The 16,863-nt window shown below is 43.1% G+C and carries 12 protein-coding genes; 4 read left to right on the top strand and 8 right to left on the bottom strand.

What is annotated here, in order from left to right:
• Positions 1-396: 396 nt before the first annotated feature.
• The 6 genes from AC5JM2_RS16250 to gifA form a co-directional block, all read right to left on the bottom strand.
• Positions 397-1,548, bottom strand: coding sequence for a glycosyltransferase family 4 protein (locus AC5JM2_RS16250; RefSeq protein WP_495835902.1), 1,152 nt, complete (start codon positions 1,546-1,548; stop codon positions 397-399).
• A 371-nt stretch (positions 1,549-1,919) separates the two neighbouring features.
• Complete coding sequence (locus tag AC5JM2_RS16245; RefSeq protein ID WP_495835901.1) at positions 1,920-3,572, bottom strand: MFS transporter; 1,653 nt, start codon at positions 3,570-3,572, stop codon at positions 1,920-1,922.
• On the bottom strand, positions 3,556-4,491 hold the full coding sequence (gene recO / locus AC5JM2_RS16240; RefSeq protein ID WP_495835900.1) for a DNA repair protein RecO: 936 nt from the start codon (positions 4,489-4,491) through the stop codon (positions 3,556-3,558). Before recO ends, AC5JM2_RS16245 begins: the two co-directional genes overlap by 17 nt.
• Before the next feature lie 66 nt (positions 4,492-4,557).
• Entirely contained in the window at positions 4,558-5,238 is a 681-nt protein-coding gene (gene deoC, locus AC5JM2_RS16235; protein WP_495835899.1) for a deoxyribose-phosphate aldolase, read from the bottom strand.
• Positions 5,239-5,682: 444 nt separating this feature from the next.
• Positions 5,683-7,155 carry a YcjF family protein gene (locus AC5JM2_RS16230; RefSeq protein WP_495835903.1) on the bottom strand — a complete coding sequence of 491 codons (1,473 nt, stop codon included), beginning with the start codon at positions 7,153-7,155 and terminating at the stop codon, positions 5,683-5,685.
• A gap of 779 nt (positions 7,156-7,934) precedes the next feature.
• A complete protein-coding gene (gene gifA / locus AC5JM2_RS16225) occupies positions 7,935-8,135 on the bottom strand; it encodes a glutamine synthetase inactivation factor IF7A (protein WP_495835898.1) in 201 nt (66 codons plus the stop codon).
• 1,091 nt (positions 8,136-9,226) lie between these two features.
• On the opposite strand from gifA, the gene AC5JM2_RS16220 reads away from it, so the two are divergent.
• A complete protein-coding gene (locus AC5JM2_RS16220) occupies positions 9,227-10,126 on the top strand; it encodes a ferritin-like domain-containing protein (protein WP_495835897.1) in 900 nt (299 codons plus the stop codon).
• Between the two features lie 707 nt (positions 10,127-10,833).
• Here AC5JM2_RS16220 and patX read toward each other — a convergent pair.
• Together patX and AC5JM2_RS16210 are read right to left on the bottom strand one after the other, a co-directional pair.
• Positions 10,834-11,043, bottom strand: coding sequence for a heterocyst-inhibiting protein PatX (patX, locus tag AC5JM2_RS16215; RefSeq protein WP_495835896.1), 210 nt, complete (start codon positions 11,041-11,043; stop codon positions 10,834-10,836).
• A gap of 105 nt (positions 11,044-11,148) precedes the next feature.
• Positions 11,149-12,924: an FAD-dependent oxidoreductase gene (locus tag AC5JM2_RS16210; protein WP_495835895.1), complete on the bottom strand. Its 1,776-nt coding sequence runs from the start codon at positions 12,922-12,924 to the stop codon at positions 11,149-11,151.
• Positions 12,925-13,269: 345 nt separating this feature from the next.
• Here AC5JM2_RS16210 and AC5JM2_RS16205 point away from each other — a divergent pair, with 345 nt between their 5' ends.
• The 3 genes from AC5JM2_RS16205 to AC5JM2_RS16195 all read left to right on the top strand — a co-directional run bounded on the left by AC5JM2_RS16205 (position 13,270) and on the right by AC5JM2_RS16195 (position 16,607).
• Entirely contained in the window at positions 13,270-13,740 is a 471-nt protein-coding gene (locus AC5JM2_RS16205) for a helix-turn-helix domain-containing protein (protein WP_495835894.1), read from the top strand.
• A gap of 184 nt (positions 13,741-13,924) precedes the next feature.
• Positions 13,925-14,971: a zinc-dependent dehydrogenase gene (locus AC5JM2_RS16200; RefSeq protein ID WP_495835893.1), complete on the top strand. Its 1,047-nt coding sequence runs from the start codon at positions 13,925-13,927 to the stop codon at positions 14,969-14,971.
• A 301-nt stretch (positions 14,972-15,272) separates the two neighbouring features.
• Positions 15,273-16,607, top strand: a complete 1,335-nt coding sequence (locus tag AC5JM2_RS16195) for an inorganic phosphate transporter (RefSeq protein ID WP_495835892.1) — start codon at positions 15,273-15,275, stop codon at positions 16,605-16,607.
• The last annotated feature ends 256 nt before the right edge of the window (positions 16,608-16,863 follow it).

Below are 16,863 nucleotides of genomic sequence, written 5' to 3'. Positions count from 1 at the left end.
CTCCTGCAGCACTGGTCTCACCTCACTCCCGCCCTAACGGGCACCCCTCTCCTTATTAAGGAGAGGGGAGGTTTTGGCGTAAGCCAAAGCCGGGGTGAGGTCACACGCGCATTGTCAAAACTCTAATCTCAACAGTGAAATAAGATTTATAGAACGATTAAGGTTTGATTCCACGCTGATTTAACCCTCCGGGGAAGACCTTCGGTCTCGCTACGCTAACGCCAGATGCCTAGGTCGGGAGACCCTCCTGCAGCACTGGTCTCACCTCACTCCCGCCCTAACGGGCACCCCTCTCCTTACTAAGGAGAGGGGAGGTTTTGGCGTAAGCCAAAGCCGGGGTGAGGTCACACGCGCGTTGGATTCATGAGTATCACCTCACCCTTTTTTCTATATAATTCACGCTCCCCAACTTAGCGGTACGAATCGTCGCTGTTCCAAAACTTTAGTATAAAGTTCTTCAAGTCGAGTAATATTACTACTAAGAGTATACTGTTCTAATACCCGCTTTCTGGCTTTCTGCCCCAGCAAGGTTGTTAATTCGGGATGATCTTGGAATAGTGGCAAGAGGGTTCTTAATTGGGAACGTACAGTTTTTGTGTTAAGAATAACACCCGCTCCTTTTTCCATTACCTCTCCATCTGCACCGACATCTGTTGCTATGCAAGCGGCTCCACAAGCCATTGCTTCTAACAGAGACAAAGATAATCCCTCTACTAAAGATGGTAAAATAAATACATCTGCTCCCCGTAAAATTTCGATTCGTCGTTGTTCGTCAGCGACAAATCCTAACCAGATAATATTGTGCTCCAAATCGTAAAATGGCTCTAAAGAAGGTTTCAACGGACCATCACCAACAATGAGCAATGTGCTATCTGGTCCCATTTGTGCATCTTTCCAAGCACGGAGGAGGGCTTCAACGTTTTTTTCTGGGGCTATCCGACCTTGGTAGACAAACAAACGTTCAGCGCGAAATTCTTCTTTGACATTGGAAAGACCGGGAGAATATTTTTCAACATCCACACCGTTGGGAATGACAGCAATGTTTTGTTCCTGAACACCCATGCGAGCCAATAATTCTCGTTGAATTTGGGAAAAGACAATCACGCGATCATAATTACCCAAAAAAGGTGCGTAGAGTTGATAAGCCAAAAGTTGTGTTCCTGATACCAGTTTTGCGCCCTTTCCAGCAAATGGTGTATGGAAGGTAGCAATCAGAGGTAACTTCAGTCGCTCACAAATTTCTGGTAGAACGAAGTCGAGGGGAGATAAAGTCAGAGAAGCATGGACTATATCAGGTTTAATGCGTCGCAGCGACTGGGTTAAAACCTTAGTCGCTTTGAAAGTTGGAATTGTGTAAACCTGAGACTTGTAGATGAAGGGTAGGGTGACTTCTTGACAATTAGGCAAGTTCCCCACATCGGATTCTTCTTGAGCGAAGTGGAGAAAGCTAACTTGGTGTCCCCGGTCTAACAAGGCATTTGTAATTTCTCTACTGTAGGTGACATTGCCACAAAAGGGTGATTTTTTTCCAATCCAGGCTATACGCATTCTTTGTTAGCTATCAGTAAAGCGAATTTATTATATTAGGTTTTTGTCCTTTTTTAATTAGTCCTTTGTCTCGCTTTACTTGCTGGTTCTTAACTTGGGGCAACACAAAACTTACTGTCACCTTGTACAAAAGCTTTGTACATTTCTAGACAAGTGTACTTTTGGCTTTACTTACTTCACTTTTGGGTTGTTAATTTATGTAACTTCTAACAACCCTCGTAGACGTTAGGTATAACGTCTAGCTCAAACTTGGGTTGATTCCCAGCAAGACTCGTGAGAGTTTAGTACTGAGGTAAGTCTACCATAACAACTGAAGTTTTCAGTAAATAATCGGTTGTAAAAGCTGAAGATTAACTCTTTTTATCTGATAGCTACTTAGAAGAGGTGTAACTGGTCAATATACCACCAGAAAAAACAATCGCAGCTAATACCAAAAATACCGTCTGTAATCCAACAAAGGTTTCTGCTACGCCTGTTAGTGCTAAGGGTAAGGACAAAGCAATATTAATCACATTGTTTTGTAAACCAAAAACTTTCCCACGCATTTCTGGCGGAGTTTCTGTTTGGATGGCTGTCTGCATGGGAATACCCACCAACGCCCCAAAGACACCTAACAGTGTTATTAAAAGCAGGGCGATCCATAACTGTTTAGTAAATATCGACAGACCGATAAGAGATGCTGCCATTCCTATACATCCACACAAACTTAACTGGGTATAGGACAAGCGCTGACCAAATAAACTTAAAAGAGTTGCGCCAACAGCAATACCAACACCACCTGCTGCTAGTAAAAAGCCAAATTGGGAAGCTTTTAAGTTAGGAATTAATTCTGCCATACGAACGGCTAAAACGGTTAATGCCGCAAATACTGAGAACAAAATGATCAGTTTAACAAGGGCATTGCGAAGACGAGAATTTTCTTTTAGATAACGCAAACCATCTTGCAAGTCAGCAAAAATGTGAGGAGATTCTTTTTCGCTTTGTTGAGGTTTTTCATGAGTGACAAGCAACAACAAAACGAATCCGGCGATCGCATAACTGCAACCCACTACAAGTTCTTTACCTAGTCCATCACTACCACCTACTTGCGACCACAATTGATCTGCTACCCCTAACAATGGTTCCCCAACTGCAAACCCAACTATCACTGACGCCATCATTGTTGTTGTGTACAGTGAGTTTGCCGAAAGCAAATGCTCTTCTTTGACAATTAAAGGCATAGCCGCCTGTTCTGCCGGTGCAAAAAACTGCGTCAGCGTAGAAACCAAGAAAGTCACTGTCAAAATGATGGCAAAACCCACTGGCAAAACTCCCACTAATGGTTGCCAATCATGAGTCAGCCACAGCATTGCTGGAATTGCCAACACTAGTATGCCGCGCAAAACATTTGTTGCTACTAGCACCGCCTTTTTCGACCAGCGATCTACAAACACACCAGCAAGGGAACCAAAAAGAATTGCGGGAATGGTGAAAGCCATCATCAGCGTTGAAACCCAACCACTAATACTCTGTTCGCTTGTTTGAAACTGAGTATTAATGATGGCAATCATCAAAACCAGATACACTTTATCTGCCATCTGACAAAAGACTTGACCACCCCAAAGAGCCAAAAAGTTGGGGTTTTTTAATATCGGCAAAAACCCTTGCTCTTGCTGTTCACGTGATGCAGCTTCTGGACTGGAACCAGAAGCTTCTGTTATTTCTGTTGTTTTTGCTACAGCTGCTGTCGCCTCTTGGGTGCTATCTTCGGAAATATTATTTTTGCCATTTGCCTCGCTAGAGGTCAAATTGTTTTCCGATTGTTGTTTGTGGTTAGTGACATCAGTTTTTGAGATTTCCGATGTACAATTTTTCTGATTTACGAAAATGTCTTTTGCCTGCTCGTGCAAGTTAACATGACTGGGTAGAGACTTGGGAATATTCGGGTTGTTAGCGATTTTAGGCATTGATGCCTTATTCTGTTTCCTAGCGTAACTTTGTGATAACGGCAGGATTTTTGGATCCAAATCAGACGGTTGCATCATGGTTAGCAGCAAAATAAGAATCTATTAAAGCAGCGGAGCGAATAAGGCGACCAATGTGATACTGAGTATAGGAGCGCAAAACTTGCTCAACGGATAACCAGCCATCATTTCTGGTTATATCTTGGATGATCTCTGGTTGCGACAGGTGCTGGAGTATAGCAAGTTCTGTTGCATTCAAGCGGCTTGATATAACTGGTATTTCTTGCCGATGAATAATTGTTTGGTAGTTGGCAGGCTTCTCTTTCACAGTAGCAGGAATGGTGGAAGAAGTTGTGGAACTGGGGTGATGAGGTGGAAAGCTAGGAAAACTTTGTTGTTTTCTTTTCTCCTCCTTCAGACGTTCCCAAGCACTTAAGCAAATTGTTCCACCTGTTGGTATGCTAAATCCGACTTGCCAAGTTGGATCTGTAAAATCTGGTATGAGAGAGCGTCCAGTGATGCAACAGACTTGTACTTGGGGAGTTAGTCCCGCCAAAGCTAAAAGGTGAAATACCCCATGAGCCAGATGTGCTAAAACATTTAATGTTTCTGCGCTTTCTAAAACTTCTAAACGATTGAGATGTTCGTTGAGTAACTCATAAAGTTCTTCTTGGGGTTGCTCGCTTAACGCTACAGATAGTACTATTTCTGCTAAATACTGGCTAGCAGCCAACTTTCCTAAGTTTCTAGCAAGACCTGGATAAGATTTTATTGTTTGTGCTTGAGTGATTTTATCGAGCGATCGCCCTTTAGCAATCAGTAGCTCGTTTACCACAAACATTGCACTTCTACCACCAAGACTGGAGTTGTGTTTTCGTGATCCTGGGGCGACTGCTCGAATCAGACCAAACTCTGGTGTCAAAATTGTCACTAGTCTATCTGATTCTCCGAGAGCCTGAGCTTTAAGATTAATTCCAGTTGCTTTATAAGTTTTACTCATTAGTCATTAGTCATTAGTTACTAGTCATGAGTCATGAGCTTGAGACAAAAGACAAAGAACAAATGACTACTCACTCAAGTCCCGTCTATGGCGTTGATGAAGCAAATCGATACTGCGAGAAGTACCTAATCTGGTTGCACCCGCCATAATCAAGTCTAAAGCTTGGTCGATGGTGCGAATACCTCCTGAGGCTTTAATTCCAACGCTGTCTTGTGTGATTTCTTTCAAAAGTCGTACGTCTTCTACTGTCGTAGCGCCATTCCAACCAGTACTCGTTTTGAGAAATGCTGCACCAGCATCCATACAGATTTCTGCTACTAGTCTTTTTTCCGCGTCCGTCAGCAGGTTAGTTTCTAAAATAACCTTGACTGTTTGCCCAGTTTCTTCACATATTTGGGCAATTTCCTGGTGTACGTTCTCAGTGTTGCCTGCTTTTAACCAGCCCAAATTTATCACCACATCTAACTCAGTGGCTCCATTTTCCACTGCTTCTTGAGCTTCATACAGCTTTGTTGCGGAAGTTGTTGCCCCGGTAGGAAAGCCAATCACTGTACAAACTTTCGGCTTTTTACCGTGCAAAAGTTCTGCGGCTTGCTTCACATGAGTCGGGTACACACAAACCGCCGCAAAATGAAATCTATCTGCTTCTTCACACCATTGTTCAACCTGCTTTGAGGTAGCGGTTGGTATCAGCAGAGCGTGATCTATAAATGGCGCAATGTCAATGTCTGTATAATCTGCTGCCATCGCCTTTTTTGCCAATGATTAATTATTAACCTTTATGGAAAAATTTCAAGCTATTTAGATAAATTAAATCATAATTTTTAAGTTTTTTATCTGAACTTTATCAGATCATGTAGTGTTATTCCTAACAATTATGAAGTTTAATTAAATTACTATAACTTTCTTCTATTTTTAGCGCTAATACAATAATCAGCACATCAGGGAAGACCAATATTGATATTTTCTCAGTATCTTTACTTGTAAATGGCATGAGTTTACATAGGAGTCCTATTTGATTTTTGCTCACGTAGGTACACCTTTATTCTTTCCCCTGTTCCCTGTTAAGCGTTCCCTGTTAAGCGTTCCCTATTTCCTTATACAGACAAAGCCCGCCTGAACAGCTTTAGGAAACTTGAGCTTGTGTAGGCGAACTTTGTTTGTGTGAGTGTGAATTCCACCTGACTAAGGCTAAGCGCTAATCTCAGATTTAACAAGTTGTAGTTGCTGTGGTTGTGGCGTCAAATGCTTCACGCCTTGCTTAACAAAACTTTGCAAAATAGCCATTTGCTGATTCTGCTGAAATACGCTTCGCAAAGTTTGCCGCAACTTGTCAAGATTTAACACTGTTCCAGAGTGAATCGCGACTTCCTGCTGTTGGAAATATTCAACTAAAGTTAAACCTGCGATGCGAGTTAAATAAGCAGCACTGACTCCCTGCACCAAGCCACCAGCAACAAAGGTGATAGCGTTAGTTTTGAGTACTGTACTTACTGCCTTGGAAGACAGTTCTACTAAACCCAGTTTCACCATCAAACTTCCCATTGTGCCAGCAACTGTTTGCGCTTGTTCTGAGGAAAATTTTTGCTGATAGATACCACCCAAATCCATAACCATTTGAGCGTTAATTGCGGCTGTTGCTAAGATATCAAGCGCTGGTACTGGGTTGGCAAATGCTGCTGCAGCAGCTATCCATTGGTATTGTTCAATTGATTTTACAGCGCGATCGCGTCTGATTTCATTCAGCAAGTTTTTCGCTTCAGCTTTGAGCAACAAAACTTTCCTCATTGTAGTTGCCCACACCAACTGTTCTGGTTGCTGTGTCAACATTTCACCCAACTGCTGCGTCAACTGTTGAATGTCTGGTGTTGGTAGTTCCAGGGATTCTTGCACACAACCATCTTCTTGATGCTTCCGTACTTTGATCAAACTGGGAGATGCCGCAGTCGCCACAACAATTGAGGACATCCGATGTTTCAGCGATTGCAACACGCTTACACGTTCATCTGGCAAATACTGATCTTGTTTATTAAAAACCAGAATCGTGTTTTGATTGATTGCTTTTAGCTGTTGTAAGCTTTGAAATTCCGAATCTGTTAAATCACCATTTGTCAGGAACAAGACAACATCAGATTTGTTTGCGTGTGTCAAAACATCTACATCTGAGTTTTCGCTTGCTTTGACAAACAAAGGTGGTGTTTCTTGGAATTCGACTAACGAAAAGCTTCCCGTCTCTACATTTTGACACCAGCTAGATTTTAAGACTTCAATCAAAGTCGTTTTACCTACCGATTTGCCACCAGTGACAACAGCAATCATTTCTTGTCTATCTAACTCAGCCGTAAGACGGGTAAGTTGTTCTCGCAATGTCCCTACGGTTAGAGGATTTTCTGTTTCCTGTGCGAGTTGGTTAACCACGGCTTGGGCTTTAGCAATGCTAGCTTCTACTGTCGTACGATCTACTGGTACACTGCTTAGCGATTGCGAACTATTTTGAGTGCGATTTGACTTTAATAACCACAAACCGCCGCCAACGGCTAACAAACTCAACAAACTAAATTCACCAATCTGCACCATCGAATGGTGCAAATTTTGTAACATCCACAGAGAAAAGGACAGTCCCAATCCTCCCACTAAAATCGGTCGCTGCAACTTCACAACTATGATTCTCCGCGTTATGCTGGCTTCTACTTCAGGATATCTCAAAACTGGGCTTGTCCGAAGTTTATAGCTTGATGCACAAAGTTTTCTTTACATAAGGTCGTTTTTAAGATTAACTCTGAAGAAACACAGGGGTGTAGGGGTGTAGAGGTGTAGGGGTGTAGGGGTGTTCTTTCATTCGTAGCGGTTGGTGTGCCGCCAGTGCCCCTGCTTTTAAGAAACACGCTTAACGCTTAACGCTTAACGCTTAATGGGACTTAAACATTTTTGAGTAAGAAACAAGCCTCAAACCCATGCAGAGTAAGCTAAATACACCAAATGCTCAAAAAAATGGCACAAACCCAGATATATCAACAAAATAGGCAAAACGATGTCAAAATCTTTGTGTATATAGATTTGAGGCTTTTTTCTGGGTGTTTTTTGTCTAAGTCCCGTCAACAGGAAACGCTTAACAGGGAAGAAGGGGGATTTAGTTTCTTAAGGCTGTTGCTAACGCTTAAGAGCGCACGAGTTTAAGGCTCACAAGAATCACGCTGTGGTTTTTCATCGAAAACCAGGTGTTTTTAGCCACTTTTCGTCACTGATAAAATTGAGCCTTGTATCTATCTACCACTGCGAGGAACATAGACGCAACATATAGCAACGGTGAACAATTTTCAAAAATCGTTCACCGTCAGTCACTATTGTTAGCCGTCAGGCGAAGGCAGGCATACTCGTAAGAGATAGTGATGGGTTCAGTGCACTGACGCTCTTACATCCCCTACACCCCTAGTTGTTAACACTTAGCTCATAGCTGCATTGCTGCGATCATAAGTTATGCGCACAGTAGGATCTATTTTTCCTTGAACAGGGTTCCAGTAGTGAGAGACTTCTCCAGGAAGACCTAATTCTTCGCCAGCACGCCCCAGCATCGATTGTTGACGATTCTTAATGAGTTGATAGTGACGCATCATCAAAGCACGGGCTTTTTCTTGAGTAGACATAATAAAGTTCTCCTTAATTGTTTGTGTAATGTCATCATTCAGTAACTTTATAGTTTTTATTCTAAAACACAATTCTGTAACAAAAACTACTAAATAGTAATTTGTAATAAAAATTAATAATTAGAGTAGGGAACTTAGGATTTCCACCCAGGAGCCAATGCGTTGCCAAGAGAAGTCGGTAGATGTAAAGCGGCTTCCCGTTATTTGTAAACACTTGGAGGACAGTTTAAAAGGAGAGTAGGGTCAATACTTTTCGTCCAAGCACTACTCATCTCCCTCACGGTTTGGAAAAAGGGGTAAGGGGGAAAGAACAAATTCTTACTTCTTAAGAAACACAGGGGTGTAGGAGTGTAAGGGTGTAGGGGTGTAGGGGAGCCACTGCCCTATGGCTAACGCCACGCCTTAAGGCTATCGGGGAGAACCTCCGGTTCCGCTGCGCTAACGCAGTCGCCTAGGTCGGGAGAGCCGTCATTCGCGCTGTCTCACCGTGCGCGGGTTAAGCGCGTTGAGGCATGTGGCGTGAGCCAGTACTTGATGAGGGTCTCACCGTAAGGCGTGGCGTTAGCCATAGGGCGTGAAAAAGGTATTTCTTTCATATTTTGCTGGTCTCGTTGCCGCTAGTCAGAGGCTCACATCTTACTGAAGAGTGATTTTGCCTCACGACATAGACTTTTCTTAGGATTTATGCTTTTTTGATGAAAATTATTAAAATTATAAAAATAAAAGTTACAAAAGCTTAAACAATTCTCATGTCTGACACCTTAACCAAACTAACTTATCAGACTTTTGAGGGAGATCCATAAAAATAAATTTCCAGCCGTCAAACTAGATCTCTCGTCGTAGTCGCGAAGTATGCCGGGGGAAGCTTCCCCCGGCATACTTCGCATAATGTTCAGACATACGGCTGGAGATTTATTTACGCTTAAGTGCCTCAGTAGAGCAAAAATTATTTTGGTCTAGCTCATAAACTGCTAAGCTCGCGAGCAAGTACTTTATTGCTCGAAAGCCTGCTTAATGTAAAGAAAAGCTACGGCGGTTACAGAAAAGTAATATAATATTAATATTACTTTACATAACTCTCATAAAAAGTTATGGCTGTTGCTTACCCACGCAAATTTCAAAACGCTATAGGTGCAAGGGACATCTTGACACAAGTTGTCCGCGATCGCGATATTCATCTGGTCACTCTCAACCGCTACCGCTATAGTGAGCAACGCAGTTGCAAAGACCTCACTGAAGTCATTGAACAGCTCAATGGACAGCCACCCGAACTGGTACGAGATTTATCTCACCATATCTCCGATGAAGCCCGTCATGCTATGTGGCTGACTGATTTATTGGTGGAACTGGGAGCGAATGTAGGAACACCTCTTGGATCTTCCTACATTGATGAGTTTGACCGTCTGATAGACCGAGAATTTTTAAACGCGGAACACAACCTAGAGGATGGTATTATTGCCGCATTGGCAGCAATTAACGTAACTGAAAAACGGGGCTGTGAGTACTTCTCTGCTCACATTTACGTCCTCAAGCAAGCACCCCAAACCGAAGAAAACATCAAAATCCGCGAAACGATTGAAAAAATTCTGCCAGAGGAAGCAGGACACGTTCGCTGGGGTAACCGTTGGTTGGGGCAGTTAGCAGATAAAAGTCCAGAACATCGCCAAAAGGTTGATCAAGCCAAGCGAAAGTATGCTGCGATTGAACAAGCAGCTTTTGAAGCTGGTATGGATATCACCTTGGGTGCAGAACTGCGTAGAGTTGCCAACCTGCTGGAAGTGGCAAACACAATGCCTGTATGGCAACGTCCTCAGTACCTGATGGAACGTTTACCGCAGACTCTGTTGGCACCAGATTTGCAAATAACTCGGATTAATGCCGTTGAGCGAGTTTGGAAGCGAGATCCACAAGCATTGATCGAAAGATTTGTGCCGATGTTTCTCAATGGTTTAAAAGGGACGCAAGATAACCGCCAGAAAATGAAGGCATAGAACAAATGTTTTGTATGTGATGTTTGTGGGGTGGGCAATGTCCACCCCGTTTTTTGCCAAATTTCACCTGAACAGCTGTTTGATGAATTCTCACTCATCAGCTATCCATAACCTTAGTCGTCTTTCTCCAACCTGTTCTTGGACAAAGTTGTAGTACTCAACAGAGATTTCTCAATAGTCATATCAAATCCGCTTGAATGGGTGTCCGCAGCGAGTGCGGACACACGACAAGTTATCAACCGGACTTGATATCACAATATCTGAAACACATGGACTTTAACTGAACTGCTAACGCCCAACTAATACCTTTTCAACAGATAACGTGAAGGTTGCGTTCAGGAATTTCCTACTCATTTTTATTTAAGTGGCTCTTAATGCTTGCAATATTAGCAGCTAATACTATTTCACCAAATTTCTCATACATATTCAAACCTCAAAAACGCCATGGGAATCAAGTCATTTGTATGACACTAAAGTGAAACGTATAACTTGCATCGCATCTTTATGCAAAAGTTAACAGGTAACTAAGTAAACAAAAATTTTTGGGTGAAATACAGAACTGTTCCCTAGACTCATTGTATTTTTGGTTTCACATCTATACTAGGGAGAGTGTGTAATTAATTTTCAAAAAACCCTGGCTTACAGTACTTCGATTCTCTTTGTACAAGACAATTGCCACCCCAACAAATAGCATTGGCATCTAGTTGTTAGACAACAGGATGTGTGCTCTTGATGTATTCCACCAATTGTTTGCGACCACTGCCCCTCCAGTCTTTGCGAGACTTTTGGGTACTGCCTACTGCCGCCATCAACTGTTGTGAGTCAACGTTAGATGCCTGTAGCTCAAGTGCTTTTGTGTTAATAGCTAAGGAGCTAAAGAACAATCCTGTGATCATAAATGAAATGGCAGCACGCATAATAAATGTCTATTTTTGAACTCTTCATTTCACTACTACTGAGTTATGTTTACTGCATCCGGATAATTTCGGAAATAGTATTGATTTTTACTGTTTAATCCTCTTCTATCTGCTGAGGTTTTCAACTATCAACCAATTAAGAGCGTGATTCATTCGACCGCAAATGGTGAGCAGTTGCTGATCACAAAAAGTTTGCAATTGCTCATGGATGTGCGATCGCAAAGTCACAATCTGCCAAGTATCCCCCCTATGGATACTTGGCGCAGTGATAGTGAATTTGTAATCTTGTTCAGATATGTGGTGAAAGATGCCCTGGAAACAGTTAATCTTTCGTACAGTTATGGTATTATTGCTATCAACATTCTGATGTTGACAGGAAGATAAACAAAGGCAATTTCCATGAATTCGATATAATTCTGGTTCTTCTAAATAGTACGATTGCCAATGCAACCAATCCGGATCTTTTGGGAGCGAATTCAATAATGGAATAATTGCTGCTGGTGCATATTTATCATGTAATAAAGCTTCTTGTAAAACTCTAACTGGCAAATTTCGGGGGCTTAAATCCAACTCAACACACAAAGCTGCAGCCATACCTGCAGCTTGAGCGATACCCATCACCACAGGCTGCAATCTGGTTGCTCCATTGGCAATATGAGAAACAGAAATGTTCTTCTCGCATACTAGTAAACCATCTGTTTCTATAGGAACTAAACAACGGTAGGGAATTGTGAAGGGAGTTCCCGTTCTCCGTCCTCCCCAGCGCATCGATTTGGGTTGTACTTGGAACTCGACACCTGGATAATGGTGGTCGTTGGGGTAGTTAGCGATCGCTATTGCATCTATATATAAAGATGCAACCATACCTCCAGTTATGGGCAAAATGTCCTGTTCTCGAATGGTCGTTAGTCCCACTAGACGGCGGCTTTCCCGGTAGTAAGGGTGAAGGGCGAAGGAGGAGGGACAGAGGGAGTGAGGGAAAATGTTATGAGCTAATCCATAGCGACGACCAAGCTGGTTTTGGATAAAATGGGCAAAATTTTGGCTGTGCCAAAAGCATTCTTGCAGAAACTCGCGCTTTGTTTCTTCTGTTTCTATCAATCGCCCCACACCTTCACCGTAGTCATTACCACGAATTGGCCAATTAATCATAAATAAACCACCGGGCAAACGTCCGTAATTCAAAAACTGTTCTGCACCGTAGCCGTCCCAAGCACCAACAAACTGTGATGGATCATTGTTCGGTGCGCTTGGGATTTCTGGTGCAACTACTTCACCAAAATCTTGCATCACCACCACCCAGGTGGGAGCTTGCACGGGATATCTTTGTGTGAGATGATTAAAATCTGCTGGGGCGCTTGGTTCTCCCCACTCCGAATGTAATTCCCAGCCCCAACGGTAAGGTATATCAGCTAAAGCTAATAAATCTCCTAACTCTGTAGCGTCGAGAGTTATCTTGGCTTTGACAGTCAAATCTGCAAATCGGACGCCACAAACGCAATTCCCCTGCTGGAAAACTTCTAACGGCACTTGTCCTGTGATCCAAAGTAAATTGGGCAATTCCTGCACCCAATCTGCAAAAATCTTTGCCCCAATACGCGGATCGTAACTAAAAAAGCTAACCCAACAATTGTCTAATCCTCCCGGCTGGCGGTGCTGTAATTCTCGTAAAAACGCACCCCATAACCCTGTTTGAAAAGCTTCTAGTTCATTCCCATCTGGTGCAGATACCCCAGCACAAGTCAGCATTCCCCCCAACCAAGGAAATTCACTCACAAGGATAGTTTTTGCCCCCCGTCGCGCTGCTTGAATGGCGGCGGCGGTTCCTCCTGTTCCACCGCCGACGACTAAGACGTCAGCTGTGTATGTTTGATGAATCATTTTTGAATCTCGTTAAAACAGTGCTAAGTATCGAGTACTAACTACAACTCATCATTAATAGAGTTCGGAATTGGACTGAAGAATCGTATATATGTACTATAAATTAGGTATTTCAGCCCTGTTTAGCACCCAGCGATAAGCCTCTTTACTGTGCAATAAAATTGGAAACACTTAACTCCTGAGATTGATCGCCTCAGTCCAGAAATGCTAGAAAAGCATATTGAGGCGGCGATCAAATTTGTTTTGGCAGGTGTGAAGAAAAGTCCTTAATTATTTCGGATATTTCGTTTATGTAATATATTATGTGTTATCGTAGGTTGCATAGAGTTATAAAATATTGAAAAAATGACAATGATATTAAGACATAACGTGCCTATAAAAGCAGTGAAGACTGAACAAGAAGCCCAGTCTATTAAGCAACTAGAAGATATTCTTAATAACCAAGATTCTCAGGCGAAACTAATAGGAGCTAATGGAGAACAAATTGACATTCCTGAGTCACTTTATCAAGTGCTGCGTCATGTCGTCCATGCAATGGCATCAGGACAAGCTGTATCTCTAGTTCCCCACAGTTATGAAATGACAACACAACAAGCCGCTGAATTTCTCAACGTTTCACGACCTTATGTTGTTAAGTTATTAGAACAGGGAGAAATTCCCTACATTAAGGTGGGTTCACATCGACGGGTTTGTTTTGAGAATTTAGTCCGGTATAAAGAACAACGGGGTAAAAAGCGTCGAGAAGCGCTTAACGAACTGACTCAGTTTTTGCAAGATGAGGGGTTCTACGACGAGAAAAATGAAGAATCAGAATAGTGAAATGGCTTCTCTGTGTGTTGTTTTAGACTCCTGTGTTCTTTTCCCCATGCCTCTTTTAAATCTCAAGATTCATGTAATTTAAACTACCACAAAATATTTACGTGACGAAAATTTTGTAGCAAGTCACATAAAGAACGCCCTAAGTGTTAAATGTATGATCGTTGAGTGGTGAAAATTTAACATGAAAGCACAGGTATTTAGAGGCGTTAATCAACTTTCTTACGAAGAACTGCCCGTACCGACACTGGAACCGGATGAGGTTCTGGTACAGGTGCAGGTGGTGGGGTTGTGTCAGTCGGATATCAAAAAAATTCGTTATCCTTTGTATGAACCGCCGCGCATTTTTGGACATGAAACTGCTGGAACTATATCAGCGGTGGGTTCGCAAGTCAAAGGCTGGCAAGTTGGACAACGGGTGGCGGTGATGCACCATATCCCTTGTATGCGTTGCGATTACTGCCTAAATGATAATTTCTCGATGTGCGATACTTACAAAAACATCTCTACGACAGCAGGATTTAACGCTAGTGGTGGAGGTTTTGCTGAGTATGTCAAAGTTCCCGGTCATATTGTGCGTAATGGGGGGTTGATTCCCATTCCTGATAATATCAGTTTTGAAGAAGCAAGTTTTGTAGAACCAACAAATTGCTGCCTCAAAGCAGTGAAAAAAGCTCAAATTGCTCCTGGGCAAACAGTTTTGATTACTGGAGCCGGACCAATTGGGTTAATGTTTATCATGTTGGTGAAGTATTTTGGGGCGAAGGCGATCGCCACCGACTTACTCCCATCCCGCATAGAAAAAGCTTTGAGTGTAGGTGCAGAAGCTGCTTTTGATGCCCGTGATGCCAATTTACCAGCAAAAATTCATGATTTGACCAATGGCATGGGTGTTGATGTTACCCTACTTGCAGTCCCAAGTGATAAAGCTTTCTTTCAAGCCCTCGACTGTACTCGCAAAGGTGGAAAAATTCTCTTTTTCGCAGAGTTTCCTGATGAGATGGAAATTCCAGTTAATCCGAATCTTCTCTATCGTAGGGAAATTGACCTGATGGGCAGTTACAGTTCATCGTACCGCATTCAAAGTTTAGCAGCTGATATTGTCTTTAATCGACGCATAGATGTGCAAGCATTGATTAGCGATCGCTATCCATTACAAGATTTATCAGCAGCAGTGGAACAGGCGATCACTCCGACTGCAGAAACGTATAAGATTTTGATTTATCCGTAGAGAGGGAGAAGGGAGAAGGGAGCAGGGAGCAGGGAGAGCTAGTGTCCATTGGCTTTTCTTCCTCCCAGCAAGAGATCTTTGTGCCCCGTTTCCTCTTCTTACCTGACTCCCACACTCCCAATATGGTTCGGATAAGATCCCCCCGCCTGCGGCGACCCCCTTAAAAAGGGGGTAAATGGGTAAGATAGCCCCCCTTTTTAAGGGGGGTTGGGGGGATCTCCTTTGAGATAACCGATATTACCGAACCGTATTGTTCTCACTCCCACATTCCCTCACTCCCCTCATATTCCACACAAACAAAATGCTTGTCATCATAGTTGCACTTCTCGCCTTTTATCTCGCTTGGAATCTCGGAGCAAATGACGTTGCTAACTCAATGGGAACTTCTGTTGGTTCCAAAGCTGTTACCCTCAAACAGGCATTGATTATTGCTGGAGTGTTAGAGTTTACGGGTGCGGTACTGTTTGGACAAGAAGTATCGCAAACTTTGGCGACAGAAATTGTCAACCCAGCTTTGTTTGCCGATACACCGCAAATGCTAGTTACTGGAATGGTGGCGGTGCTGCTTTCTGGCGGTTTGTGGCTGCAAATTGCCACATCACGGGGTTTGCCTGTATCATCTTCTCATGCGGTTGTTGGTGCGATCGCCGGATTTAGTTGGGTTGCTTTGGGAGTGAGTGCGATCGATTGGTCAACAATTGGACAAATCACGATAGGTTGGATTATCACCCCAGTCATCACTGGTGCAATTGCTGCTTTATTCTACAGTCAAATCAAGCGCTGGATTTTAGATCAACCAAATCCATTAATACAGTTAAACGAGTGGATTCCTTGGTTGAGTGCTGTTTTGCTGGGGATATTTGGTGTGATTGTGCTACCGTCATTAACTCAGGGACTAGCAACTTTTCTGATTGAGCAAGTTGGTTTCAAAATACCTGCCCATGATATTCCATTGGTAACTGGTGCTGTAGCTGCAGTTGGACTCACCTTTTACAGCTGGCGACAGTTGGAGGTGGGGAGCAGGGGAGCAGAGGAGCAGGGGAGCAGGGGAGCAGGGGAAGTAGGGGAAGCAGGGGGAGCAGGGGAGCAAGGAAGAGTAGTAATCCGAAATCCCCGATTCACTAATCCTGTTGAGGGGATATTTGGTCGATTTCAATTGCTTAGTGCTTGTTTTGTTGCTTTTGCTCATGGTTCTAATGATGTGGGAAATGCGATCGCTCCTCTAGCTGCAATTGCTTACATTAACCGCACTGGCACAGTACCTACAGATGGTTTTAACATCCCCATATGGATTCTAATACTTGGTGGCGTTGGAATTGTGACTGGTTTAGCCATTTTGGGAAAAAAAGTTATCGCCACGATTGGCGAAAGTATTATTTCCTTGCAACCCAGTAGTGGATTTTGTGCTGAACTCGCAACTGCCACAACTATCCTCCTTGCCTCTCGGTTGGGTTTACCCGTCTCCACCTCCCATGCTTTGGTTGGTGGTGTCGTTGGTATTGGATTGGTGCAAGATATTAAGTCTATTAAATTCAAAACTCTTCAAGGAATTGCTGCAGCATGGGTGATTACAGTTCCTGCAAGTGCGGTTCTTAGCGCGGCTATCTTTTCAGTGTTGAGATTAAAGTTTGGATGACGCGCGTATTACCTCACCCCGGCTTTGGCTAACGCCAAAACCTCCCCTCTCCTTGCTAAGGAGAGGGGTGCCCGTAAGGGCGGGGTGAGGTTAAATCGACACCGAATCAAAGCTTAAACGTTCTACATATCTTATTTCACTGCAGCACAATTACTAGTAGGTGCTGGCTGCTCACGCTGTAGGCCAGTCTTAGTAGGATCATAAGCGACCAGCACCACCTCACCTTTTTCGTTATATATCCAACCCTGTGCTGGTA

The organism is Brasilonema angustatum, from assembly GCF_059505445.1.
This window is presented reverse-complemented; position numbering and strand designations above follow the sequence as displayed.

Coding starts and splice junctions, on each gene's coding strand:
- gifA (WP_495835898.1), bottom strand. CDS start 8,135: ATGTCTACTCAAGAAAAAGCCCGTGCTTTGATGATGCGTCACTATCAA.
- AC5JM2_RS16220 (WP_495835897.1), top strand. CDS start 9,227: ATGGCTGTTGCTTACCCACGCAAATTTCAAAACGCTATAGGTGCAAGG.
- AC5JM2_RS16250 (WP_495835902.1), bottom strand. CDS start 1,548: ATGCGTATAGCCTGGATTGGAAAAAAATCACCCTTTTGTGGCAATGTC.
- AC5JM2_RS16200 (WP_495835893.1), top strand. CDS start 13,925: ATGAAAGCACAGGTATTTAGAGGCGTTAATCAACTTTCTTACGAAGAA.
- AC5JM2_RS16205 (WP_495835894.1), top strand. CDS start 13,270: ATGACAATGATATTAAGACATAACGTGCCTATAAAAGCAGTGAAGACT.
- patX (WP_495835896.1), bottom strand. CDS start 11,043: ATGCGTGCTGCCATTTCATTTATGATCACAGGATTGTTCTTTAGCTCC.
- AC5JM2_RS16210 (WP_495835895.1), bottom strand. CDS start 12,924: ATGATTCATCAAACATACACAGCTGACGTCTTAGTCGTCGGCGGTGGA.
- AC5JM2_RS16245 (WP_495835901.1), bottom strand. CDS start 3,572: ATGATGCAACCGTCTGATTTGGATCCAAAAATCCTGCCGTTATCACAA.
- AC5JM2_RS16195 (WP_495835892.1), top strand. CDS start 15,273: ATGCTTGTCATCATAGTTGCACTTCTCGCCTTTTATCTCGCTTGGAAT.
- recO (WP_495835900.1), bottom strand. CDS start 4,491: ATGAGTAAAACTTATAAAGCAACTGGAATTAATCTTAAAGCTCAGGCT.
- deoC (WP_495835899.1), bottom strand. CDS start 5,238: ATGGCAGCAGATTATACAGACATTGACATTGCGCCATTTATAGATCAC.